The sequence below is a fragment of the Comamonas squillarum genome (assembly GCF_025309455.1).
Classification (GTDB): domain Bacteria; phylum Pseudomonadota; class Gammaproteobacteria; order Burkholderiales; family Burkholderiaceae_C; genus Comamonas; species Comamonas squillarum.
In genome coordinates this window covers 2058111-2080371 of sequence record NZ_CP104377.1, presented here as the reverse complement: position 1 = coordinate 2080371, position 22261 = coordinate 2058111, and the positions used below count along the sequence as shown (strand labels likewise).

At 64.4% G+C, this 22261-nt stretch carries 19 protein-coding genes; 7 read left to right on the top strand and 12 right to left on the bottom strand.

All coding sequences use genetic code 11. The features are described 5' to 3' along the window. Nucleotides 1-7 precede the first annotated feature (7 nt). The 4 genes from N4T19_RS09735 to N4T19_RS09720 all read right to left on the bottom strand — a co-directional run bounded on the left by N4T19_RS09735 (nucleotide 8) and on the right by N4T19_RS09720 (nucleotide 3822). A complete protein-coding gene (locus N4T19_RS09735; RefSeq protein ID WP_260720077.1) occupies nucleotides 8-784 on the bottom strand; it encodes an ABC transporter permease in 777 nt (258 codons plus the stop codon). Nucleotides 785-804: 20 nt separating this feature from the next. Continuing rightward, the gene (locus tag N4T19_RS09730; RefSeq protein WP_260720076.1) at nucleotides 805-1635 is read right to left on the bottom strand and encodes an ABC transporter ATP-binding protein; all 831 of its coding nucleotides are present in this window, start codon (nucleotides 1633-1635) and stop codon (nucleotides 805-807) included. Nucleotides 1636-1692: 57 nt separating this feature from the next. Then, entirely contained in the window at nucleotides 1693-2721 is a 1029-nt protein-coding gene (locus N4T19_RS09725) for an ABC transporter substrate-binding protein (RefSeq protein ID WP_260720074.1), read from the bottom strand. A gap of 75 nt (nucleotides 2722-2796) precedes the next feature. Next, entirely contained in the window at nucleotides 2797-3822 is a 1026-nt protein-coding gene (locus N4T19_RS09720) for an ABC transporter substrate-binding protein (protein ID WP_260720072.1), read from the bottom strand. 254 nt (nucleotides 3823-4076) lie between these two features. Between N4T19_RS09720 and N4T19_RS09715 the strand changes: the two genes are divergently transcribed. Then, entirely contained in the window at nucleotides 4077-4730 is a 654-nt protein-coding gene (locus N4T19_RS09715; RefSeq protein WP_116925799.1) for a flavin reductase family protein, read from the top strand. 51 nt (nucleotides 4731-4781) lie between these two features. Here N4T19_RS09715 and N4T19_RS09710 read toward each other — a convergent pair whose 3' ends face one another. Together N4T19_RS09710 and N4T19_RS09705 are read right to left on the bottom strand one after the other, a co-directional pair. Continuing rightward, complete coding sequence (locus N4T19_RS09710) at nucleotides 4782-5096, bottom strand: hypothetical protein (protein ID WP_133248133.1); 315 nt, start codon at nucleotides 5094-5096, stop codon at nucleotides 4782-4784. 126 nt (nucleotides 5097-5222) lie between these two features. After that, complete coding sequence (locus N4T19_RS09705; protein ID WP_260720071.1) at nucleotides 5223-6278, bottom strand: LacI family DNA-binding transcriptional regulator; 1056 nt, start codon at nucleotides 6276-6278, stop codon at nucleotides 5223-5225. Nucleotides 6279-6394: 116 nt separating this feature from the next. Between N4T19_RS09705 and N4T19_RS09700 the strand changes: the two genes are divergently transcribed. The 5 genes from N4T19_RS09700 to N4T19_RS09680 all read left to right on the top strand — a co-directional run bounded on the left by N4T19_RS09700 (nucleotide 6395) and on the right by N4T19_RS09680 (nucleotide 12681). After that, a complete protein-coding gene (locus N4T19_RS09700; RefSeq protein WP_116925802.1) occupies nucleotides 6395-7414 on the top strand; it encodes a TRAP transporter substrate-binding protein in 1020 nt (339 codons plus the stop codon). A gap of 36 nt (nucleotides 7415-7450) precedes the next feature. Next, complete coding sequence (locus tag N4T19_RS09695) at nucleotides 7451-9337, top strand: TRAP transporter large permease (RefSeq protein WP_116925803.1); 1887 nt, start codon at nucleotides 7451-7453, stop codon at nucleotides 9335-9337. Nucleotides 9338-9463: 126 nt separating this feature from the next. Then, complete coding sequence (locus N4T19_RS09690) at nucleotides 9464-10003, top strand: VOC family protein (RefSeq protein WP_182342991.1); 540 nt, start codon at nucleotides 9464-9466, stop codon at nucleotides 10001-10003. 30 nt (nucleotides 10004-10033) lie between these two features. Then, nucleotides 10034-11311: a ribulose-bisphosphate carboxylase large subunit family protein gene (locus tag N4T19_RS09685; protein WP_260720067.1), complete on the top strand. Its 1278-nt coding sequence runs from the start codon at nucleotides 10034-10036 to the stop codon at nucleotides 11309-11311. Between the two features lie 5 nt (nucleotides 11312-11316). Continuing rightward, entirely contained in the window at nucleotides 11317-12681 is a 1365-nt protein-coding gene (locus tag N4T19_RS09680; protein WP_260720065.1) for a four-carbon acid sugar kinase family protein, read from the top strand. Between the two features lie 113 nt (nucleotides 12682-12794). On the opposite strand, the gene N4T19_RS09675 is transcribed toward N4T19_RS09680, so the two are convergent. The 6 genes from N4T19_RS09675 to N4T19_RS09650 form a co-directional block, all read right to left on the bottom strand. Further along, nucleotides 12795-15098, bottom strand: a complete 2304-nt coding sequence (locus N4T19_RS09675) for an NADP-dependent malic enzyme (protein WP_260720064.1) — start codon at nucleotides 15096-15098, stop codon at nucleotides 12795-12797. A gap of 103 nt (nucleotides 15099-15201) precedes the next feature. Next, the gene (locus tag N4T19_RS09670; RefSeq protein ID WP_260720062.1) at nucleotides 15202-16689 is read right to left on the bottom strand and encodes a nucleobase:cation symporter-2 family protein; all 1488 of its coding nucleotides are present in this window, start codon (nucleotides 16687-16689) and stop codon (nucleotides 15202-15204) included. Between the two features lie 270 nt (nucleotides 16690-16959). Next, nucleotides 16960-18231, bottom strand: coding sequence for a M20/M25/M40 family metallo-hydrolase (locus N4T19_RS09665; protein ID WP_260720060.1), 1272 nt, complete (start codon nucleotides 18229-18231; stop codon nucleotides 16960-16962). Continuing rightward, entirely contained in the window at nucleotides 18228-20003 is a 1776-nt protein-coding gene (gene uraD, locus N4T19_RS09660; RefSeq protein ID WP_260720058.1) for a 2-oxo-4-hydroxy-4-carboxy-5-ureidoimidazoline decarboxylase, read from the bottom strand. The genes N4T19_RS09665 and uraD overlap by 4 nt, the downstream gene beginning before the upstream one ends. Before the next feature lie 67 nt (nucleotides 20004-20070). Further along, nucleotides 20071-21030: an allantoinase PuuE gene (gene puuE, locus N4T19_RS09655; protein ID WP_116925810.1), complete on the bottom strand. Its 960-nt coding sequence runs from the start codon at nucleotides 21028-21030 to the stop codon at nucleotides 20071-20073. Beyond that, the gene (locus tag N4T19_RS09650) at nucleotides 21027-21704 is read right to left on the bottom strand and encodes a GntR family transcriptional regulator (protein ID WP_182342983.1); all 678 of its coding nucleotides are present in this window, start codon (nucleotides 21702-21704) and stop codon (nucleotides 21027-21029) included. Before N4T19_RS09650 ends, puuE begins: the two co-directional genes overlap by 4 nt. A gap of 92 nt (nucleotides 21705-21796) precedes the next feature. On the opposite strand from N4T19_RS09650, the gene uraH reads away from it, so the two are divergent. After that, nucleotides 21797-22147 (top strand): hydroxyisourate hydrolase, encoded by a 351-nt coding sequence (uraH, locus tag N4T19_RS09645; protein WP_021027040.1) that lies wholly within the window; start codon nucleotides 21797-21799, stop codon nucleotides 22145-22147. Nucleotides 22148-22261 lie beyond the last annotated feature (114 nt).

Sequence of the window (22261 nt, the reverse complement as noted above, 5' to 3'; positions counted from 1 at the left end):
CACCGCATTAGCGGTTGTCACCACCCCGGTGCGCCCATGCGGTGGTCCGCTTCTCAACAAAGCTGAACAGCTCATACATCACCATGGCCATCGCACCCACCACCAACAGGCCCGCAAAAGCCAGGCCCATTTGCATGGAGGAGCCCGCAGAGATCAGCAGGTAGCCAATGCCTTCGTTGGCGGCGGTCATCTCGGACACGGTGGTGCCGACAAAGGCGAGGGTGATGGCAACCTTGAGCGAGCCGTAGAAATAGGGCAGCGAGCGGGGCAGGCCGACCTTGATGAGGACATCCCAGCGTTTGGCGCCCAGCACGCGCAAGACGTCTTCCAGCTCGGGCTCCAAGGTCGCCAGGCCGGTGGCGATGTTGACCATGATGGGGAAGAAGCTGATCAGAAACGCGGTGAGGATGGCCGGGCCAATGCCGATGCCAAACCACACGACGAGAATGGGCACAAAGGCGGCCTTGGGCAGCGCGTTGAAGGCGGTCATCAGCGGGTAGACGGCGGCGTAGGCCAGGCGCGAGCTGCCAATAAAAAAGCCCAGCAAAACACCGACGACGATGGCCACGCCAAAGCCTGCCATCGTCACCCAGAAGGTGCGCCAGGCATGCGCGGCGATGACGGCGTGGAACTCCAGAAACTGCTGCCAGATCAGCAAGGGGCTGGGGAAGATGAACTCCGACACCTGGAAGGCCGAGCAGATGATTTGCCAAACGATGACGACGGCCGCCAGCAGCAGCCAGGGCGACCAGCGTTCGAGCTTGGGGTTGTTGAGCTTGTACATAAGTGAATGGGCCTGGGCGCTTACTGGTTGATCACGGTGCCGGTCTTGCGCATCGCGCCGATGTGGCCGCGCAGCTCATGCACGATGTCGCTGAACTCCTTGGTGTAGGTCAGCTCCAGATCGCGCGGGCGGGGGATGTCGATATGGCGGCGCACCACAAAGCGGCCGGGGCTCTTGCTCATCACATAAATGGAGTCGGCCAGGAACACCGATTCGCGCAGGTCATGCGTGACGAGGATGACGTTGAACTGCTGCTCGGCATGCAGATCGCGCAGGATGCACCAGAGCTCTTCGCGGGTGAAGGCATCGAGGGCGCCAAAGGGCTCGTCGAGCAGCAGCATCTTGGGCTCGTGGATCAGCGCGCGGCAGATGCTGGCGCGCTGCTGCATGCCGCCCGACAGCTCCCAGGGGAACTTGTCCTCATAGCCCGCGAGGCCGACCTTTTGCAGCAGGCGGCGGGCACGCTCTTCGTACTCCTGGCGCCGGGCCTTGAACTGGCTGCGGTGGGGCTCGACGATCTCCAGCGGCAGCAGCACATTGTCGACCGTGGTACGCCAGGGCAAGAGCGATGGCGACTGGAAGGCCATGCCCGATATCTTGAGCGGGCCGGTGACGGGCTGGCCATCGATGCGGATCTTGCCAATGCTGGGCATGCGCAGGCCGGTGGCCAGCTTCATGAAGGTGGATTTGCCGCAGCCCGAGGGGCCGACGATGGCGATGAACTCGCCACGGCGCACTTGCAGGTCAATGGCTTCGACAGCGAACTGGTTCTTGGCCTGCAACTCGTCGTTGTAAGCCAGCCAGACATCGCGAAACTCAACAAAGGCAGGGTCTTGGAGGGAGGCCGTCATAGGGTGCAATCGTCTTCAAAAGGGCAGGGCGCGGGCAGCGCCCTGCAGGCGGCGGGATCAGCGCTTGGGGAGGATGTTCAGCTCGGCAGCGCTGGGCAGAAAGCTGCCGTTCCACACTGCTTGGGCGGGCACGGGGTTCTTGGTTTCGTAGGCCTTGGCGACCTGCTCGGCCATCAGGCCCAGGCGCTCGGGGCGCAGCTGGCCAAAGCCTTCTTCGCGCGCGCCCTTGCTGTCGATGGCGGTGTCGATGGTGAGCTTGAGGCGCTTCACCTCCAGCGGCACATTGACCAGGCCATCCTTGGCCTTGAGCGAGGCAATGGCGGCCTGCGGATCGGCAATCGCTTCCTTGGCGCCTTTCGCAAACGCCTTGAGGAAGGCGCGCACCGCTTCGGGCTTCTCGGCAATCAGCTTGGGGCTGGCGATGATGACATTGCCGTAGAGCTGCACGCCATGGGTGGCATAGGGCAGCACCACCACGTCTTCGGCCTTGATGCCACGCGCTTCCAGGTTGAGCAGGCTGGTGAAGGTGTAGCCGGTGACGGCATCCAGATCACCACGCACCAGCATGGTTTCGCGCAGCGGTGGGTCCATCGTCGTCCACTGCACGGCGCCCACGCCATTGGCTTGCGCAAAGATTGGGAAGGTGCGGCGGCCTGCGTCAAAAATCGGCGCGCCCATCTTCTTGCCGGTCAGGTCGCTGGCCTTGGTGATGCCCGATTTCTTCAGTGCCATCACCGATGCTGGCGTGGTGTTGTAGATCACCATGATCGCGACCGGTTTGATCGGCGCATCGGGGTTGTTGGCATGGAACTCCATCAGCGCCGCCAGGTCGGCAAAGCCCAGGTCATGCGTGCCCGAGGCCACGCGCTGGATCGCGCCCGCGCCGCTGGCAGCTTCCACCGTCACATCCAGACCTGCCTGCTTGAAGTAGCCCTTTTGCTCGGGGTGCACAAAGAGCGCGGCCGGGCCTTCAAAGCGCCAGTCGAGCTGGAACTTGAGCGGCGTCAGCGGCTGGGCCAGGGCGCTGCAGGTGCTGGCGGCGGCCAGCAGGGCGAGGGATGCGTGGAGGAAGCTGCGTTTTTTCACGGGGAGGTCTCGTCAGGTGGTGGGGGATCGGTGAAAGGGAGCGGGGCGATGCGGTGTGCTCAGCTGGTGGATGGCTTACTTTTTCGGGAGCACATCCAGCACGGCGGCGGGCGGCAGAAAGCTGCCGTTCCAGACGACTTCTGCCTTGACGCGGGTCTTGGTGCCATAGGCATCGGAGACCTGGGCGGCCATCAGGCTCAGGCGGCTGCTGTCGAGGCGCCCAAAGCCTTCCTTGCGGGCGTCGGCGCTGTTGATGACGGTGTCGATCGCCAGCTGCAGGCGGCGCGTTTCCAGCGCCACATTGGCGATGCCATCACGCGCCTTGACGGACTGGATCGCCTGGGCCGGGTTGGCGATCACGCCCTTGGCGCCCTGGGCAAAGGCGGTCAGGAACTTCTTGATCGCCTCGGGCCGCTCCTGGATCATCTTGGGGCTGGCGATGATCACATTGCCGTAGAGCTTGACGCCATAGTCGGCGTACTGCATCACCACCACATCGCTGGCCTTGGCGCCGCGCGCCTCCAGGTTCAGCAGGCTGGTAAAAGTAAAGCCGGTGATGGCATCGACATCGCCGCGCACCAGCATGGTTTCGCGCAGCGGCGGGTCCATGGCGGTCCAGGCTACGTTGCTCACGCCATTGGCCTTTTCAAAAATGGGGAAGGCCTTGCGGCCGGCATCGAACACCGGCGCGCCCAGCTTCTTGCCGCTCAGATCGGCCGGGGTCTTGATGCCCGACTTCTTGAGCGCCATCACCGAGGCGGGCGTGTTGTTGTAGACCACCATCACGGCGACGGGCTTGTTGGGCGCGTCGGGGTTGTTGGCATGGAACTCCATCACCGAGGCCAGGTCGGCAAAACCCATGTCATAGGTGCCCGATGCCACGCGCTGCACCGCGCCGCCCGATCCATTGCCGGCATCCACGCTCACATCCAGCCCCTGGGCCTTGAACAGGCCTTGCGCGACCGGCTGCAAAAAGAAGGCGGCAGGCCCCTCAAAGCGCCAGTCGAGCTGGAACTTGATGGGCATATCTGCCGCCTGGGCCGCACCCCAGGACAGCGCCAGAGCGGCGACGGTGGTCTTCAGAAAACTGCGCTTGTGCATGGGGAGCCTCCGATGTTGCATACAAGGTCGTTTGCAAGATCGGTGCCAGTTTGTAAGCCCCTGTATTGGCGTGCGTAGCTGCACCAGCCTGGTGCAAATGCCAGGTGATGCAGCTGTGGCGTGCACGCGCAGATGCATGGCCGCGCCTCTGCTTGGTGCAGCTTGTATACATGCTTGGTCGGCTACTGGGGCGGCGCCGCCCCGGCATGGCAATTGCAAGCAAAATGCGCCATTCAGACGATGAGAAAGCGCCCATGACCGAGATCGACTTTGCCCAGCTGGGCACCTACGAACGCTACAAGCTGATGGCCAGCCTGATCGTGCCGCGCCCCATAGCCTTGGTGACGACCCTGGGCGCCGACGGCACCGTCAACGCCGCGCCTTTTAGCATGTTCAACATGATGGGCGAGGACCCACCGGTGGTGATGCTGAGCGTGAACAAGCTGCAGGACACCGCGCAAAAGGACACCGCCACCAACATCCTGCGCGACAAGGAGTTTGTGGTGCACATCGCCGACGAAGCGATGGCCGCCGCGATGCACCGCTGCGGCGACCGCCTGGCCCCGCACGAGAGCGAGCTGGACCACACGGGCCTGACAGCCACCCCCTCCCAAAGCGTGCGCCCCCCACGCATCGTGCAAGCCCCCGTCGCCTTCGAATGCTTGCTGCACGAAACCTTGGAAACCGCGAGCCGCTATGTCTTTATCGGCCGCGTGCAATGGCTGGCCGTGCGTGACGGCCTGGTCGACACCGAAAAATGGCGGGTGCGCCTGCAGGAGTTCTTCCCCGTAGGGCGCTTTGGCGCGAGCTTCTACATCAACTGCCGGGAACGCTTTGCGATTGAGGCGGGGGAAGGGCTGGCGGGGGCGCAGGGTAGCGCTGCAAGTACGGCGATTGATGAGATGTGACGGAGCCGACCGGCGCGTTGGGATCGATTGGTTGCGGGAATGGATAGATCCCTAAAACGCTTGCACAAACAGAACCTCGCGCTGGATACGGGACACCTCGGCTTCATGGAAAGGGAAGACATGGTAGCCGCAGTGTTCGGTGAACACTGCAATCGCGAACTTCCGCGCATTGACCACATGGAATGCGTGTTCGAACTGAACAAACGAGCCGTCCATCAGTTTGATGTGCAAGCTTCCGTTCGATGGAAAGTCTGCTGCGCCCAGGCCCTTTTGCTGTATTTCTTCAACAGAGCGGCCAAGGACAGGGGCTAGGTCTTCAGCCCATTCAGTGACAAGCTGTTGGGCCAAGCGCGGTACAGGATGCATGTCATTCCTTGGGTTGGGGGAGGCGGGGGATTCCGCTGAAGTGCACTTGGGAGTGGATTCTAGCTACAGGAGGTATGTGAGTTAGGTACGTGCTTGGCGCGTGTACCGCAATGGGGACCCCGCCCATCAAGGCAAATTCTCCCGAAAAATAACCTGACTCCGCACAATGTCCACCGCCGTCATCGTGTCGAGCTGGTCGCGCAGATTGCTGAACATGCGGATGCAGCTCATGATGATGCCCAGGTGGCTTTGGGTGATGACGGCGTCCATGGTGCCGTTGATCAGCAGGGCGCGGGTGTCGGGGGTGAGGCCGTGGCCGATGAGGACGACCTGGTGCTCGCGGCCGGCCTCCTGCAGCGCGCGGCCTACGCCATCGGATGAACCGCCGATGTTGTAGATGCCAGCGATGTGCGGGTGGCGCTGCAGCAGCTCCTTGGTTTGCTGGTAGTTGCGGGAGGAGTCGTCATAGCTCTCGCGCAGGCCCAGGATCTGCATGTCGGGGAACTGCTCGGCATGCAGTTGCAGAAAACCGCCCTCGCGCTCCTCATGCGCCAGGTAGCTGCGCGATCCTGCGATCAGTGCGATTTGCGCATCGCGGCGCTGGCTGCCGATAAAGCGGGCCAGCAGGTAGGCAGCGGTGCGGCCGGCGGCCCGGTTGTCCAGCCCCACGTAGGCGATGCGGGCGCTGTTGTCCAGGTCCGAGATGACGGTCAAGGTGGGTACGCCCCGGTCTGCGAGTTGCTGCACCGCTTCGCGCACGGCCGGGTGCTCGATGGCCATGAAGGCGATGCCCTGCACGCGCTTGCCCAGGCGCAGCAAGGTGGCGGCCAGCGCTTCGGGGTTGAAGCTCTCGACATATTCCACCTGGCATTTCACATTGAACGGCGCCTGGTGGCTTTCTGAAAAGCCAATGGTGTCGCCGAGCATACGCAGGTAGGGGTTCTGTCCCTGGGGCAACACAAAGGCCAGCTTCCAGGGCGCGGATTGGGGCGCGGCATCGGCCAGGGCATCGGGCAGGTAGCCCAGGGCCTGCGCGGCCTGGCGCACCTTCTGCACGGTGATGGGGCGCACGCCGGGGCGCTGGTTCAGCACCCGGTCGGCGGTGGCGGTAGACACGCCCGCCAGGGCGGCCACGGTCTTGAGCGTGAGGCGCTGGCTAGGCACTGCGGGGTTATGGGGCATCAAAAAACATCAGATTCAATCATTTTGTGCGTTTGACTATAGCAAGTCGTTTGCATATCTTCCAGTATGAGATCTGTGCCATTACATCAATTCAAATCAAATACTAGGAGACAAGCATGACCGAACTCAGCCGCCGTTCCCTCATCAAGGGACTGACCGCCCTGCCTGCCGCGGGCATGGTGTCGGGCTTTCCATTGATCGCCCGTGCGGCCGAGTTCTCGCTCAAATACGGCAACAACCTGCCGCTCAGCCACCCGCTCAACGTCCGCGCGCAAGAGGCGGCCGACCGCATCCGCAAGGAAACCAATGGCCGCGTTGAGCTGGCCATCTACCCCAACAACCAGCTGGGCGGGGATACCGACATGCTGGCGCAGGTGCGCTCGGGCGGTATCGATTTCTTCACACCGTCCGCGCTGGTGATTGCCACCTTGGTCCCGGCAGCGGCCATCAATGCGGTGGGCTTTGCGTTTACCAACTACGACCAGGTCTGGAAGGCCATGGACGGCCAGCTGGGTGCGATGGTGCGGGCCGAGATTGCCAAGCGCAAGCTCTATGCGTTCGACAAGATGTGGGACAACGGTTTCCGTCAGACCACCAGCAGCAAGGGCGCGGTGCAAAGCGCCAAGGACATGGATGGCCTCAAGATCCGCGTGCCGGTGAGCCCGATGCCGATTGCGATGTTCAAGGGCCTGGGCGCTGCGCCGGCCAGCCTGCAGTTCTCCGAGGTGTACTCGTCGCTGCAGACGCGCATTGTGGATGCGCAGGAGAACCCGCTGCCGATCATCCAGGTGGCCAAGCTGTACGAGGTGCAGAAGTTCTGCTCGCTGACCAACCATATCTGGGACGGCTACTGGTTCATTGCCAATGGCCGCATGTGGGAGAGCCTGCCAGCCGACCTGAAGAAGATCGTGGCCACGGCGATCAACGATGCCGGCATGGCGCAGCGTGCGGATATCAGCCAGCTCAATGCCTCGGTGCAGGCCGATCTGGCCAGCAAGGGCCTGCAGTTCAACCAGCCCGATGCGGAGAGCTTTCGCGCAGCGCTGCGCAGCTCGGGCTTTTACAAGGATTGGCAAGGCCGCTTTGGCAAGGACGTGTGGAGCCTGCTCGAAGGCGCCGTTGGCAAGCTCGCTTGAGCGCTGCTCTGATTCACGCCCTGAAAGAGCATTGCCATGTCCCACCCTGCAACCCCCGCGCTGGCGGGGCACTCTGCTGCGCCGCCCGACAACGCCTTGGCCTCGCTCGCGCGTGGCGTTGACCGTGGCCTGGGCGCCATCGTCGAGACAGCGGCCGCTGCCTTGGTGCTGGCCGAAATCATCGTGCTGTTTGCCGGCGTGGTGGCACGCTATGTGTTCCACCAGCCGCTGGTCTGGTCCGATGAGCTGGCTTCGCTGATGTTTCTGTGGCTGTCCATGCTGGGCGCCGTGGTGGCGCTGCGCCGGGGCGAGCACATGCGCATGACGGCCTTTATCAACAATGTGCGGCCAGGCCTGCGCGCGGCGCTGGAGGCCTTTGCGCTGGCCGCATCGCTGGCCTTTTTGCTGATGGTGCTGGGCCCCGCCTACGAGTACGCGGAGGAGGAGGCCTTTATCACCACCCCGGCGATGGAGCTGAGCAATGCCTGGCGCGCCGCAGCGCTGCCGGTGGGCATGGGCCTGATGGCCGTGGTGGCCCTGCTGCGCCTGCTCACGCAGACGACCTGGCAAAAGGCGCTGGCGGCGGTGGCCATGGTGGCTGCGCTGGTGCTGCTGTTCTGGCTGTGCCAGCCGCTGTTCAAGAGCCTGGGCAAGTTCAACCTGGTGATCTTTTTTGTGCTGGTGGTGGCGGGCACGGTGTTTGCCGGTGTGCCGATTGCGTTCTCGTTTGCGCTGGCCACCTTTGGCTACCTGGCGCTGACCACCCGCACACCGCTGGTGGTGATGGTGGGGCGCCTGGATGAGGGCATGTCGCACCTGATCATGCTGGCGGTGCCGATGTTCATTTTTCTGGGCTCGCTCATAGAGATGACCGGCATGGCCAAGGCGATGATCCAGTTTCTGGCCAGCTTGCTGGGCCGCGTGCGCGGTGGGCTGTCCTATGTGCTGATTGGCGCGATGTACCTGGTATCGGGCATCTCGGGATCGAAGGTGGCCGACATGGCGGCGATTGCGCCGGTGCTCTTCCCCGAGATGAAAAAGCGCGGCGCCAAGGAGGGCGATCTGGTCGCGCTGCTGTCGGCGACGGGCGCGCAGACCGAGACCATTCCGCCGTCCATCGTGCTGATCACGATTGGCTCGGTCACCGGCATATCGATTGCCGCGCTGTTTACCGGCGGCATGTTGCCCGCCGTGGTGCTGGGCGCTGCGCTGTGCTGCGTCGTGTGGTGGCGTTACCGCAAAGAGGATCTGGGCGGTGTGGAGCGCTTTAGCGGCAAGCAGATTGGCCGCTTGCTGGTGATCGCGCTGCCGGCGCTGGCCTTGCCCTTTGTGATCCGCGCCGCGGTCGTGGAGGGCATTGCGACGGCGACCGAGGTCTCCACCATCGGCGTGGTCTATTCGGTGCTGGTGGGCCTGTTCATCTACCGCTGCTTTGACTGGCGGCGCCTCAAGCCCATGCTGGTCGAGACCGCTTCGCTGTCGGGCGCGATCATGCTGATTGTCGGCTGCGCCACTGGCATGGCCTGGGGGCTGACGCAGTCGGGCTTCTCGTCGGACCTGGCCAAGGCGATGACCAGCATGCCGGGCGGCAGCTGGGGGTTCCTCGCGATCTCCATCGTCTGCTTCATCGTGCTGGGCAGTGTGCTCGAAGGCATCCCCGCCATCGTGCTGTTTGGCCCGCTGCTCTTCCCCATCGCCAAGGAGGTGGGCGTGCACGAGGTGCATTACGCAATGGTCGTGATCTTCGCGATGGGCATTGGCTTGTTTGCGCCGCCCTTTGGCGTGGGCTACTACGGCGCCTGCGCGATCAGCAAGGTCAACCCCAACGAGGGCATTCGGCCCATCGGCGGCTACATGCTGGCGCTGTTTGTCGGGCTGCTTTTTGTCGCGGCCATTCCCTGGATTTCTACCGGATTTTTATAAGCGGACTGCGGCCCCAAGGCCACCCGGCCAGCTTCCCGGCCTTGGTCTGCATCGCGTGCACCCACGTGAGGCAGCGCCCATGCCACCAACGCAACAACCAACTTAACAACAAACGAAAGACAAGCTATGAGCCGCTTTTTGGGAGAAATCCGCCAGCTGGGCTATGTGGTCGACGACATCGAGGCCGCGATGCAGTACTGGAGCGAGACCTTGGGCGTGGGCCCCTGGTTCTACAACCCGCAGGTGCCGATCGAGAACTACCAGTACGCAGGCGAGCGCTACCAGCCGCACAACTCGGTGGCGCTGGCCAACTCGGGCTTTGTGCAGGTGGAGCTGATCCAGGTGCGCAACGATGTGCCGTCGATGTACCGCGATTTTCTGCGCGCGGGCCGCACGGGCCTGCAGCATGTGGCGTACTGGACTACCGATTACGACGCCGATCTGCAGCGCTTGCTGGCGCAGGGCTTCAAGCCGCAGATGAGTGGCGAGGTGGGCAAGAACGGCCGCTTTATCTACTTTGACACCGAATACCACCCGGGCACGGTGATCGAGCTGTCCGAAGTGATGGGCCCCAAGGGAAAGATGTTTGATCTGATCCGTGCGGCCTCCCAGGACTGGGATGGCCAGAACCCCGTGCGCCCTTTCCCTGACCTCAACACCCTGTGATGGCCGGCCCGCCCTGGGCCTGGAAATGCGATGAAATCTACCCATTTTGAAGCCAGCTACCTGATCGAGACGCCGCTGGCGCCCGAGGCCGTGGCCGAGGTGATGGCTGGTGAGCAATCCTGCGGCACCTTTACCCGCGTGGCCGGCGAGACCGATGACCTGCGGGCACGCGCGCGTGCCCAGGTGCTGCAGGTGCAGCCGCTGGGCACGGTGGAGCGGCCCAGCCTGCCCAATGCCTGGCTGGCGCGCCAAGGCTATGGCGCGGGTGCGAACTGGCAGCGTGCCCGCGTGCGCATCGCCTTCCCCATCGCCAATGTGGGCGCCAACCTGCCCACCTTGGCCGCCACGGTCAGCGGCAATCTGTATGACCTGGGGGAGGTATCGGGCCTGCGGCTGGAGCGCCTGGATCTGCCGCCGGACTACCGTGACCAGTTCGATCTGCCGACCATGGGCGTGGCCGGCACGCGGCGCAGCATTGGGGCCAGCGCGGGCGCGATGGTGGGCACCATCATCAAGCCCAATGTGGGGCTATCGGCCCAGCAGACGGCCGACCTGGTGCGGCAGCTGTGCGACGCGGGTGTGGACTTTATCAAGGACGATGAGGTATCGGCCAACCCGGCGCATGCGCCGCTTGAGGAGCGCATTCCTGCCGTGATGCGCGTGATCCGCGAGCACCGGGAGCGCACCGGCAAATGGGTGATGGTGGCCTTCAACATCACCGATGAGACCAGCGCCATGCTGCGCCATGCCGACCTGGTGCAGCGGGAGGGCGGCAGCTGCGTGATGGCCAGCATCAACTGGTGCGGGCTGTCGGGCATCCAGAGCCTGCGGCGCCACACGCCCTTGGCGCTGCATGCGCATCGCAATGGCTATGGTGCGCTGTCACGCGACCCGATGCTGGGCATGGGCTACCAGGCCTACCAGACCCTGTGGCGCCTGGCCGGTGTGGACCATGTGCATGTGCATGGCTTGCAGGGCAAGTTTGCCCAGCCCGATGCCGAGGTGGTGGAATCGGCGCAAGACTGCCAGCGGCGCCTGTCTGCCGCGCAGGATGACCGCGTGCTGCCGGCGTTTTCATCGGGCCAGTGGGCGGGCACGGTGCCTGCCACCTGGGCGGCGTTGCAGAGCGATGACCTGCTGTTCATGTCGGGCGGCGGCATTCTGGCCCATCCCGATGGCCCGGCTGCCGGCGTAGTGAGCATTCGCCAGGCCTGGGCTGCCGTGCGCGAAGGCAGCAGCCTGGACGACTATGCTTGGCATGCGCCAGAGCTGGCGCGCGCACTGCAGTTTTTTGGCAAGCGCGGATAGGCCACATGCTGGACACCTTGCTGCGCGGCCAGCCCGCCGTTGTCTGGTATGGCGATGACTTTACCGGTGCGACCGACACCCTGGCCACGGTGGCGCAGGCCGGCCTGCGATCTCTGCTTTTTCTGGATGTGCCGACCGAGGCCCAACGGGCCAAGGCCGGGCCCCTGCAGGCTATTGGCATTGCCGGTGCCGCCCGTAGCCTGCCGCCGGCCGCAATGGCCGAGGTGCTGGCGCCGGTGGCGCAGTTCATGGCCGCCAGCGGCGCGCCGCTGCTGCACTACAAATGCTGCTCCACCTTTGACAGCGCCCCGCATGTGGGCAGCATTGGTGCGGCCGTGGCGGCCTTGCGCAAGGTGGCGCCCGCATCGCCTGCGGTGATCGTTGGCGGCCAGCCCAATATCGGGCGCTTCTGCGCCTTTGGCAATTTGTTCGCGCAGGCGGGGCCGGGTGGTGCGGTTCACCGTATTGACCGCCACCCCACCATGCGGCATCACCCCGTCACCCCCATGGACGAGGCCGATCTGCGCCTGCACCTGGCCAGGCAGGGGCTGGCCGATATTCGGCTGCTGAGCACGCGGCAGCTGGAGCTGGCGGGTGCCGATACCGAGGTGCTGCTGCGCTGGATGCAAGCGCAAGAAGCGCGAGAAGGAGAGTGCCCTTCGCCGGATGCCTTGCTGATCGACCTGGTGCACGAAGCCCAGCTGCCGCAGATTGGCGCGCTGCTGTGGGCACGCGCGCAGCAGTCGCCGTTGCTGGCCGTGGGGCCCAGCGGCGTGGAGCAGTGCCTGATAGCAGTCTGGCGCCAACTGGGGTTGTTGGGGGAAGTGCCAGCGGCTGAACCGCTGGCGCCCGCGCAGGGCCCGGTGCTGGTGCTGGTGGGTAGCTTGTCGCCGGTCTCCCGCCAGCAGATCGCGGCCAGCCAGCAGTTTGACAAGCGGGAGGTGGATGTGGGCCGGCTGTTGGCCGAGCAGGGCTATCTGCCCGCCTGTGCGGCCCAGCTGGCCCAGGGTCTGCACGAGGGGCGCCCTATGCTGGCGCACACCAGCCGACCCGATCAGACCCTAGACGCCGCGACCACGGCAGCGGTGGCACAGCGCAGCGCGCAATTGCTGGCAGAGACCTTGCGCCTGATGGCGGCACAGGGCCAGCCCCTCAAGCGCTTGGGCATTGCGGGCGGCGATACCTCCAGCCTGGCGACGCAGGCGTTGGGGCTGTGGGGGCTGGCCTTCCACAGCACCCTAGCGCCCGGAGTGACCATGAGCGTGGCACGCAGCGATGATGCGCGCATCGATGGGCTGGAGCTGATGCTCAAAGGGGGGCAGATGGGCGATGCGCAGCTGTTCGACCGGCTGGTGACGGGGCCGGGCTGAGAGGCGCCTGGGCTGAGGTGCAGACGTAAAAAAGCCCCAGGCGCGGTGCCTGGGGCTATCTTTTTATGGGCTGTGCAGCGCAAGCAAAGGCGCGGCGGGTGCCGCGCCAGCGCTTACTTGCCTTCCTTGCGCGCTTGGGCTTGGGCGGCGACCAGGGCCGTCATGTTGACCACGCGGCGCACGGTGGACGATGGGGTCAGCACATGGGCGGGGGCCTCGCTGCCCAGCAGGATCGGGCCGATGGTGGTGCCATGCGAGGCGGTGGTCTTGAGCACATTGAACAGGATGTTTGCGGCGTCCAGGTTCGGGCAGATCAGCACATTGGCCTCACCGGTCAGGCTCGACTCGATCAAGGTGCGCTCGCGCACGTGTTCGTCCAGCGCGGCATCGCCATGCATTTCGCCATCGCATTCGATGTCGGGGTTGGCAGCGGCAAACAGGTCGCGGGCAGCGCGCATCTTGAGCGCCGACTTGCGGGTGGACGAGCCGTAGTTGCTGTGCGAGAGGAAGGCCACCTTCGGGGGCAGGCCAAAGCGCTGCACCTCTTGCGCGGCAAGCTTGGCGATCTGGGCCAGCTCTTCGGCGGTCGGATCTTCGTTGATGTAGGTGTCCGCGATAAACAAGGTGCGGCCTTCCAGCATCAGCGCATTCACGGTGGCCAGGCGGTTGGCGTCGGTCTTGTGGCCGAGCACGTCTTCGATATGGCCCAGGTGACGGTCAAAGCGGCCCATCACGCCGCAGAGCATCGCGTCGGCATCGCCCAGGTGCACCATCAGTGCGGCGATCACGGTGTTGGAGCGGCGCACGGCAGACTTGGCCACCTCAGGCGTGACGCCATTGCGGCCCATCAGCGCGTGGTAGGCCTCCCAGTACTGCCGGAAGCGCGGGTCGTCTTCGGGGTTGACGATGTCCACATCCTTGCCCAGTTGCAGGCGCAGGCCGGCCTTGGCAATGCGCGCTTCGATGACCGCAGGGCGGCCGATCAGGATGGGCTTGGCTAGGCCGTCGTCCACCGCCACTTGCACGGCGCGCAGCACGCGCTCGTCTTCGCCTTCGGCGTAGGCCACGCGTTGCACATTGGCTTTGGCTGCTGCAAAGACCGGGCGCATGAACATGCTGGTCTGGTAGACGAAGCGGGTGAGGTTCTCACGGTAGGCTTCGATGTCCTCGATCGGGCGTGCTGCCACGCCGGACTCTTGCGCAGCCTTGGCCACGGCGGGCGCAATGCGCAGGATTAGGCGCGTGTCGAACGGGGTGGGGATCAGGTAGTCGGGGCCGAACTTGAGCTCCTTGCCCTGGTAGGCGGCGGCCACTTCGTCGCTCACGTCCTGCTTGGCCAGCGCGGCAATTTCGCGCACGCAGGCCAGCTTCATCGCTTCGGTGATCTTGCTGGCGCCGCAATCGAGCGCGCCACGGAAGATGTAGGGGAAGCACAGCACGTTGTTGACCTGGTTCGGGTAGTCCGAACGGCCGGTGGCGATGATGCAATCGGGGCGAACGGCCTTGGCCAGCTCGGGGCGGATTTCTGGCTCGGGGTTGGCCAGTGCCAGGATGATGGGCTTGTCGGCCATGGTCTTGACCATGTCGGCGGTCAGCACGCCGGGAGCCGAGCAACCCAGGAACACGTCAGCGCCGTTGACCACGTCGGCCAAGGTGCGGGCCTCGGTCTTTTGCGCGTAGCGCGCCTTGGACGCGTCCAGGCCACCGGGGCGGCCGTCATAGATCACGCCCTTGGAGTCCACCATGAAGATGTTCTCGCGCTTGACGCCCAGGCCCACCATCACATCGACGCAGGCAATGGCAGCAGCACCGGCGCCAGAGACGGCGATCTTGACGTTGCCGATCTGCTTGTCGACCAGCTCCAGGCCGTTGAGCAGCGCGGCGCTGGAGATGATGGCCGTGCCGTGCTGGTCGTCATGGAACACCGGAATGTTCATGCGCTTGGACAGCTCTTGCTCGATGTAGAAGCACTCGGGTGCCTTGATGTCTTCGAGGTTGATGCCACCCAGTGTGGGCTCGAGGCTGGCGATGATGTCGATCAGCTTGTCCGGATCGCGCTCGGCCAGCTCGATGTCAAACACATCGACGCCAGCAAACTTCTTGAACAGGCAGCCCTTGCCTTCCATCACCGGCTTGCTGGCCAGCGGGCCGATATCGCCCAGACCCAGCACGGCGGTGCCGTTGGTGATCACGCCCACCAGGTTGCCGCGCGAGGTGTAGTCAGCCGCCAGGCTGGGATCGGCTTCGATGTCCAGGCAGGGGTAGGCCACGCCTGGCGAATAGGCCAGCGACAGGTCACGCTGGTTGGACAGCGGCTTGGTCGGGGTGACGGAGATCTTGCCCTTGCTGGGGCTGCGGTGGTATTCGAGTGCGGCTTCGCGCAGTGCCTGTTCGGCGGCGGACAGTTGTTGTGCCATAAGAGTGAGTCAATCCAGTGTGTACCAAGCGGATGATAAAGGCGCAGGCCCACCCCTAGGGGGCAGTGGGCCTAAGTTTCGATGCTGCACCGCAGCAATCTTGTCAGTGGGCATCTGCTTGCTGCGCAGCCTTGATGATCTGGGCCTGGTCGAGTTTGGCGCCGTTGAAAAACAGGTTCAAGGCGACGGCACAGATGGAGGCGAGCAGGATGCCCGATTCGATCAGCGGGTGGATGGCATGGGGCATCCATTGGCGGAACTGCGGTGCAATCAGCGGAATCATGCCCACGCCAATGGACACAGCAACGACCATGGCGTTGTAGCGGTTATGGCGAAAATCCACATTCGACAGGATGCGGATGCCGGTGGCGGCCACCATGCCGAACATGACCAGACCGGCGCCGCCCAGCACCATCGTGGGCAGCGATTCGACCAGCGCGCCCAGCTTGGGCAACACGCCCAAAATGATCAGGATAAAGCCGCCGGCCACGCAGACAAAGCGGCTCTGGATGCCGGTGACTGCCACCAGGCCCACGTTTTGCGAGAAGCTGGTGTAGGGGAAGGTGTTGAAGATGCCGCCCAGCAAGGTGCCCAGGCCATCGGTGCGCAGGCCCCGGGTCAGGTCGGCGGGGGTCACTTCCTTGTTGGTCATGTCACCCAGCGCCAGGAACATACCCACCGATTCGATCATCACGACGACCATCACCAGGGTCATCGTCAGGATCAGGATGGGGTCGAACACCGGCATCGCGATCTCGAACGGCATGACAAAGTCAAACCACTCGGCATGCGCGACTTTTTCATAGGTCATCAGGCCCATGGCCGAGGCCACGATGGCGCCGATGACAATGCCGGCCAGCACCGCAATATTGGTCATGAAGCCCTTGGCAAACTTGGTGATCAGCAGGATGGAGACGAGCACCAGCGCGGAGATGCCCACGCCGCTCAGGTCGGCATAGCGGGGGTTGGGCACGGACGGCAGGATGGCCAGGCCCTGCGGGATGGGCGGCAGCGCCGAGCCCGGCGCACCGGCGGCCATCTGGGCACTTTGCAGCCATTTGACATGCTCGGGGTTGGGCACGGAAGGCGCCGTGGGGCCGACCGGGTTGCCAAAGATCCAGTTGATGCCCACGCGCATCAGGCTGATGCCGATCACCGTGATGATGGTGCCGGTGACGACCGGCGGGAAGAACCGCAGCATGCGGCTGACCAGCGGTGAGATCAGGATCGATATGACCCCCGCGCCGATGACCGAGCCAAAGATGAGGCCCGCGCCATAGACGCCTCCTGTGGTCTGCGCCATCGAGATCATCGGCGCCACGCTGGCAAAGGTCACGCCCATCATCACCGGCAGCTTGATGCCAAACCAGCGGGTTGCTCCCCAGGCCTGGATCAAGGTGACCAGGCCGCAGACGAAGAGATCAGCAGAGATCAGCTTCGCTATCTGGTGCGAGTCGAGGTTGAGTGCGCGCCCTACTATCAGCGGTACCGCCACGGCCCCCGCGTACATGACCAGCACATGCTGCAAGCCCAAGGTGGTGAGGCGCCCCAGGGGCAGCACCTGGTCGACGGGGTGTTTGTCAGACTGCATCTTTATCACTCCTCATGCGGGGAATTTCTGACCAGAAAAGCCAGTGTTATGTCTTAAAAATCCATACAAAAAGTGTATACACATGCGCTGATGGCGCACCCCCCTGATTACCCTCAAGCCGCCACCATGCGACGGGGAGTGGCCGGTTGGATGCGCGTGGCTCGTTCACAAAAATGCCTGCCGCCACATGCAAAACCGCCCCCAGGCGCGGGGCCTGGGGGCGGTGGATGTAAAAACCGCTGAGGCGGCGCAGCCGGGCGCCGCGTTGGATCAGGCCAACAGATCGACCAGCGAGCGGGCGATGACCTTGGTGGCGCGGCGCAGGTCTTGCAGGTCCAGGCGCTCGTCGGCGCGCTTGGCATGGCTCTCCAGCACGGTGCGGGGGCCGGCGCCGTAGATCACGCCGGGAATGCCGCGCTCCACATAGAGGCGCACATCGGTGTAGAGGGGGGTGCCCACAGCCGGGGGCTTCTCGCCAAACACGGCTTCGCCATGGGTCTGGATGGCATCGACCAGCGGCTGGTTGCCCGCCAGCGGCGTCATCGCATTGGCCAGCAGCAGGCGCTTGATGTCGATGCGCACGGCGTCGTCACCCTGGTAGCCGCGCTCGCTGTTGAAGCGCTCCACCGCCTGGGCAATGACCTGGCGGATATGGGCTTCGACCTCGACCGGGTTCTCCTCGGGGATCATGCGGCGGTCGATCTTGAGCAGCACCTTGCCGGGGATCACATTGGTGTTGGTGCCCCCTTCAATGCGGCCAATGTTCAGGTAGGGGTGCTTGATACCTGCGACTTTGGAGCTGACCTTTTGGTAGGCAGTGTTTTCCGCATACAGGTCGTTCATGATCGCGGCGGTGGCCTGCAGCGCATCCACGCCGGTGTGGGGCACGGCGGCGTGGGCCATCTTGCCGTGCACGGTGATCTCCATCTGCAGGCAGCCGTTGTGGGCGACGACCACTTCGTAGCTGAAGCCGGCAGCAACCATCAGGTCAGGCTTGGTCAGGCCTTTTTCGAGCAACCAGCCGGGGCCCAGCAGACCGCCAAACTCTTCGTCATAGGTAAAGTGCAGCTCCACCGCGCCCTGGCTGGGCTTGGCCACGGCCTCCAGTGCGCGCAGCGCGTAGGTGAAGGTGGAGAAATCGCACTTGCTCACGGCAGCGGCGCGGCCGTAGAGCTTGCCGTCGACAATGCGGGCGCCATAGGGGTCATGGCTCCAGCCCTCACCGGGCGGCACCACATCACCATGGGCGTTGAGCGCAATGGTGCGGCCCGAGCCGGCCGAGCCAAAGGGGCGGCGCACGATCAGGTTGGTGATCGAGGTCATGCCATAGGCCTCGACATCGGCCTGGGGAACAACATGCTTTTCTGCGGTGTAGCCCATGGCCTGCAGCAGCTCGGCGGTGCGCTCGGCGTGCGGTGTGTTGTCGCCCGGCGGCGTGTCGGTAGGCACTTGCACCAGCTTCTGGAAGAACTGCACCTGCTCATCAAAGTGCTGGTCAATCCAATGGTCCAGGGCGGCGTAGGTGGCGTTGTTCGTGGTCATACGGTTTCGTTTTCTAGTTGTTGAAGGACGTGGCTGAAGCTGTCGATCGCCAGCTGCATGTCATCGGCGGTCGAGGACTCCAGCGGGTTGTGGCTGATGCCGCTGTTGATGCCGCGCACAAAGAGCATGGCCTGGGGCATGATCTCGTGCAGCTTCATCGCATCATGGCCGGCGCCGCTGGGCATGCGAAACAGCGGCACGCCCTGGGCGGCGACGGCTTTCTCCCAGCGCTGCTGCCAGGCGGGCGCGCTGGGGGCCGCTGCGGCTTGCATGGTTTGCTCGGCGCGGTAGCGCAGGCCGCGCTTGTGCGCAATCGCCTCCAGTTGGCCCATCACATCGCGCACCAGCGCGTCGCGCTGCGGATCGGTGGGGGCGCGCATGTCGATGCTGAACTTGCACTGGCCGGGTACGACGTTGATCGAGCCGCTGGGCACTTCGAGCATGCCGACGGTGGCGACCGAATCGCCATCTTGCGCGGCGCGCTGCTCGGCATACAGCATCAGCTCGGCCACGCCACAGGCGGCATCGCGGCGGCGGTCCATCGGCGTGGTGCCGGCATGGCTGGCCATGCCCACCATCTCGCAGACATAGCGCGAACTGCCGTTGATCGAGGTGACGATGCCCAGCGGAATATCCAGCTCGGTCAGCACCGGGCCCTGCTCAATGTGCACCTCGATAAAGCCGAGGTACTGTGAGGCATCGCGCTGGATCTTGGGGATGTCGTCAATGCACAGGCCGGCATGCTGCATGGCTTCGCGCATCGTGATGCCGGCGGCATCGGCCTGGTCCAGCCACTGCGGGTTGAAGTGGCCGATCAATGCGCCCGAGCCCAGGAAGGTGGCCTTGTAGCGCTGGCCTTCTTCCTCGGCAAAGGCCACCACTTCGATGCCAAAGGGCAGGCGCTTGCCGGCGCGGTGCAGCTCGCGCACGCAGGCCATCGGCACAAAGATGCCCAGGCGCCCGTCGTACTTGCCGCCGTTGCGCACGGTGTCGTAATGGCTGCCGGTGAGCAGGTACTTGCCGCCTTCCTGCGCGGGGCGGTAGCGGCCCACGACGTTGCCGACCGCATCGATCTCGACCTCGTCAAAACCGCTGTCGCGCATCCAGTGGCTGATGCGCTGGGCGCAGGCGCGGTGGGCATCGGTCAGGTAGGTGACGGTGAGCTGGCCTTTTTCGGCAAAGCCCTCGTCGCTGTGCTGGGCCAGGCGCTCCTGCCAGTCCCAGACATCATTGCCCAGCACCGGCTCGTAGCCGAATTTGTCGTTCAGGCGGATCTCGGCAATGCGGTGGATGTTGCGCAGCGCCTCGTTGCGCTCGAAATCGGGGTGGTGGTTCAGGCGCCGCGCAAAGGTGGCGATGATCTCCTGCTTAGTGAGGCCCAGGCCCCGTGGCCCGCGCACCGCCAGGATGAACGGAAAACCAAAGCGGGCGTTGTAGTCCGCATTGAGCTGCTGGATCTGCGCGAACTCCTCGGGCGTGCATTGCGTCAGGCCCGCGCGGTTTTGCTCCAGCGTGGACTCTGCCGTCAAGGTGTTGGCCACCATGGCCTTGCCCGCCAGCTCCGGGTGGGCGCGGATCAGGGCCAGCTGCGCATCGACCGGCGCCTGCGCCAGCACGCGCACCATCGCGTGCTTGAGCTGGGCGAGCGAGGCAAAGGGCCGCTGGGCCAGCGCGGCTTGGGCAATCCAGGGCGAGTGCTCGTACAGCCCATCGAGCATGGCCAGCGCCGCTTCGGGCGTGGCTTGGTTGAGTTGTTCCAGGGTCAGGGCCATGTGTTTCCTATCGAATGAATGGGGTACTAGCGCTTCTTTTCGCTCGGGCGCGGCGCTGTGTCATCTTTCAAAGCGTGGGGGCGGGAAAGTGCTCGGCCCAGTGGCGGGCAATGTCGATGCGGCGGCAGACCCAGACGTTCTGGTGCTGCTGGATGTGGTCCAGAAAGCGCTGCAGCGCGGTGATGCGGCCCGGGCGGCCCAGCAGGCGGCAGTGCATGCCGATGCTCATCATCTTGGGGCGGTTCTCGCCGGCGGGGTCACCTTCGGCGTACAGCACATCAAAGCTGTCCTTGAGGTACTGGAAGAAGGGATCGGCGTGCGAGTAGCCCTGGGGCAGCGCAAAGCGCATGTCGTTGCAGTCCAGGGTGTAGGGAACGATCAGCTGGTGCGCGGCGCTGCCATCGCTCTTGCCGACCTTCATCCAGAAGGGCAGGTCGTCGCCGTAGTAGTCGCTGTCATAGGCAAAGCCGCCAAAATCGGCCACCAGGCGGTGGGTGTTGGGGCTGTCGCGGCCGGTGTACCAGCCCAGGCCGTGGGTGCTGCGGCTGCCGTAGAGGCTGTGGAAGATGTCCATCGCCTGCTGCATATGGGCGCGCTCGACCTCTTCGGGCGTATTTTGGTAATGCACCCATTTGAGGCCGTGGCAGGCCACTTCATGGCCCAGATCGGAAAACGCCTGGGCCAGTTCGCGGTGTCGCTGCAAGGCCGTGGCCACGCCAAACACCGTCAGCGGCAGGCCGCGCTTTTCAAACTCGCGCAGCAGGCGCCAGACGCCGGCGCGCGAGCCGTATTCATAGATGCCATCCATGCTCATGTGGCGGTCCGGGTAAGAGGCCGGGTTGAACATCTCCGAGAGGAACTGCTCGCTGCCCGGGTCGCCGTGCAGCACATGGTTTTCGCCGCCTTCCTCGTAGTTCAGCACAAACTGCACGGCAATGCGTGCGCCCTGGGGCCACTGGGCATGGGGCAGATCGCGGCCGTAGCCGATCAGGTCGCGGGGGTAGGGGGTGGTAGCGTCGTAGGTCATAGCGTGATCGAGGACAGAGCCATGGATAAATCGTTGCTGGGAATCTCGCGTTCGAACTGCAGGCCTTGCTCCACATGCTCCAGGTGCGCGATCATCAGCTGCACGGCGCCTTCGGCATCCTTGCGGGCGAGGGCCTGCACAATCTCTTCGTGCTCCTCATGGGAGTGGGCGGCGGCGCTGGCCGACTGGTACATCAGGGTGATCAGCGCGCAGCGAGAGATCAGATCGCCCAGCAGCTGGGCCAGCACATCGTTGCCCATCAGCTCGGCCATGCGCACGTGGAAGTCGCCCAGGAGTTCGGTGCGCTCGGTGACATCGGCGCGGTGCACGGCGGCGGCTTCCTGGCGCACATGCTCGCGCAAGACCTTGATCTGCTTGGGCGTGACGGTCTTCACAAAGCTGCGGGTCATCTGCGCTTCGAGCATCTTGCGCACGGCAAAGACCTGGCGCGCTTCGGTGACGGACGGGGTGGACACAAAGGCGCCGCGTGCCGGCTCCAGCGTGACCAGGTGGTTTTGCGACAGCTGGAACAGCGCCTGGCGCACCAAGGTGCGCGATACGCCAAAGTGGTCGGCGAGTTTTTGCTCGGCCAGCTTGGTGCCCGGCAGCAACCGGTGCTCGACGATGGCACGGGTCAGGGCTTGGGCAATGGTGGACGTTGAGGTGGATTCCATGTCAGGATAGTAGGCCGAATGACAAAAAGTGTATACACTTTTAGTGCACATCACCAGTCCGATCTTACCCAGAATCATCAGGAGATTTACCTATGGGCCTGAGCACCCACGTTCTCGATACGATGCACGGCTGCCCCGCTGCGGGCATGGACATTGCGCTGTACGCCACCGATGGCGGCGAAGCGCGCCTCATCCGCCGCGAAACCCTGAACCACGACGGCCGCACCCAGACCCCGTTGTTTGACAATGCGACGCTGCGCCCCGGCACCTACCGCCTGAGCTTTGAAGTGGCGGCCTACTTTGCCGCCAAAGGCGTGGAGCTGCCCAGCCCCAACTTTTTGAACCAGGTGAACCTGGACTTTGGCGTGGCCCATGCGGACCAGCACTACCACGTGCCGCTGCTGGTCAGCCCCTGGAGCTATTCGACGTACCGGGGGTCTTGAGGCGGGGCGAGGGCGGGTGGGGCATTGGGGTAGGCGGCTGCCCTTGACCTGTCTCAAACGCGCATCGCCAAAACTGTAGGCCGAAGCCGCAAGTTGCGGCTGCGGCCTTCCAGC

Excerpts from the sequence above, each read along its gene's own strand:
- N4T19_RS09735 (WP_260720077.1), bottom strand. The coding sequence starts at position 784 with ATGTACAAGCTCAACAACCCCAAGCTCGAACGCTGGTCGCCCTGGCTG.
- N4T19_RS09730 (WP_260720076.1), bottom strand. The coding sequence starts at position 1,635 with ATGACGGCCTCCCTCCAAGACCCTGCCTTTGTTGAGTTTCGCGATGTC.
- N4T19_RS09720 (WP_260720072.1), bottom strand. The coding sequence starts at position 3,822 with ATGCACAAGCGCAGTTTTCTGAAGACCACCGTCGCCGCTCTGGCGCTG.
- N4T19_RS09715 (WP_116925799.1), top strand. The coding sequence starts at position 4,077 with ATGACCGAGATCGACTTTGCCCAGCTGGGCACCTACGAACGCTACAAG.
- N4T19_RS09710 (WP_133248133.1), bottom strand. The coding sequence starts at position 5,096 with ATGCATCCTGTACCGCGCTTGGCCCAACAGCTTGTCACTGAATGGGCT.
- N4T19_RS09705 (WP_260720071.1), bottom strand. The coding sequence starts at position 6,278 with ATGCCCCATAACCCCGCAGTGCCTAGCCAGCGCCTCACGCTCAAGACC.
- N4T19_RS09700 (WP_116925802.1), top strand. The coding sequence starts at position 6,395 with ATGACCGAACTCAGCCGCCGTTCCCTCATCAAGGGACTGACCGCCCTG.
- N4T19_RS09695 (WP_116925803.1), top strand. The coding sequence starts at position 7,451 with ATGTCCCACCCTGCAACCCCCGCGCTGGCGGGGCACTCTGCTGCGCCG.
- N4T19_RS09690 (WP_182342991.1), top strand. The coding sequence starts at position 9,464 with ATGAGCCGCTTTTTGGGAGAAATCCGCCAGCTGGGCTATGTGGTCGAC.
- N4T19_RS09685 (WP_260720067.1), top strand. The coding sequence starts at position 10,034 with ATGAAATCTACCCATTTTGAAGCCAGCTACCTGATCGAGACGCCGCTG.
- N4T19_RS09680 (WP_260720065.1), top strand. The coding sequence starts at position 11,317 with ATGCTGGACACCTTGCTGCGCGGCCAGCCCGCCGTTGTCTGGTATGGC.
- N4T19_RS09675 (WP_260720064.1), bottom strand. The coding sequence starts at position 15,098 with ATGGCACAACAACTGTCCGCCGCCGAACAGGCACTGCGCGAAGCCGCA.
- N4T19_RS09670 (WP_260720062.1), bottom strand. The coding sequence starts at position 16,689 with ATGCAGTCTGACAAACACCCCGTCGACCAGGTGCTGCCCCTGGGGCGC.
- N4T19_RS09665 (WP_260720060.1), bottom strand. The coding sequence starts at position 18,231 with ATGACCACGAACAACGCCACCTACGCCGCCCTGGACCATTGGATTGAC.
- uraD (WP_260720058.1), bottom strand. The coding sequence starts at position 20,003 with ATGGCCCTGACCCTGGAACAACTCAACCAAGCCACGCCCGAAGCGGCG.
- puuE (WP_116925810.1), bottom strand. The coding sequence starts at position 21,030 with ATGACCTACGACGCTACCACCCCCTACCCCCGCGACCTGATCGGCTAC.
- N4T19_RS09650 (WP_182342983.1), bottom strand. The coding sequence starts at position 21,704 with ATGGAATCCACCTCAACGTCCACCATTGCCCAAGCCCTGACCCGTGCC.
- uraH (WP_021027040.1), top strand. The coding sequence starts at position 21,797 with ATGGGCCTGAGCACCCACGTTCTCGATACGATGCACGGCTGCCCCGCT.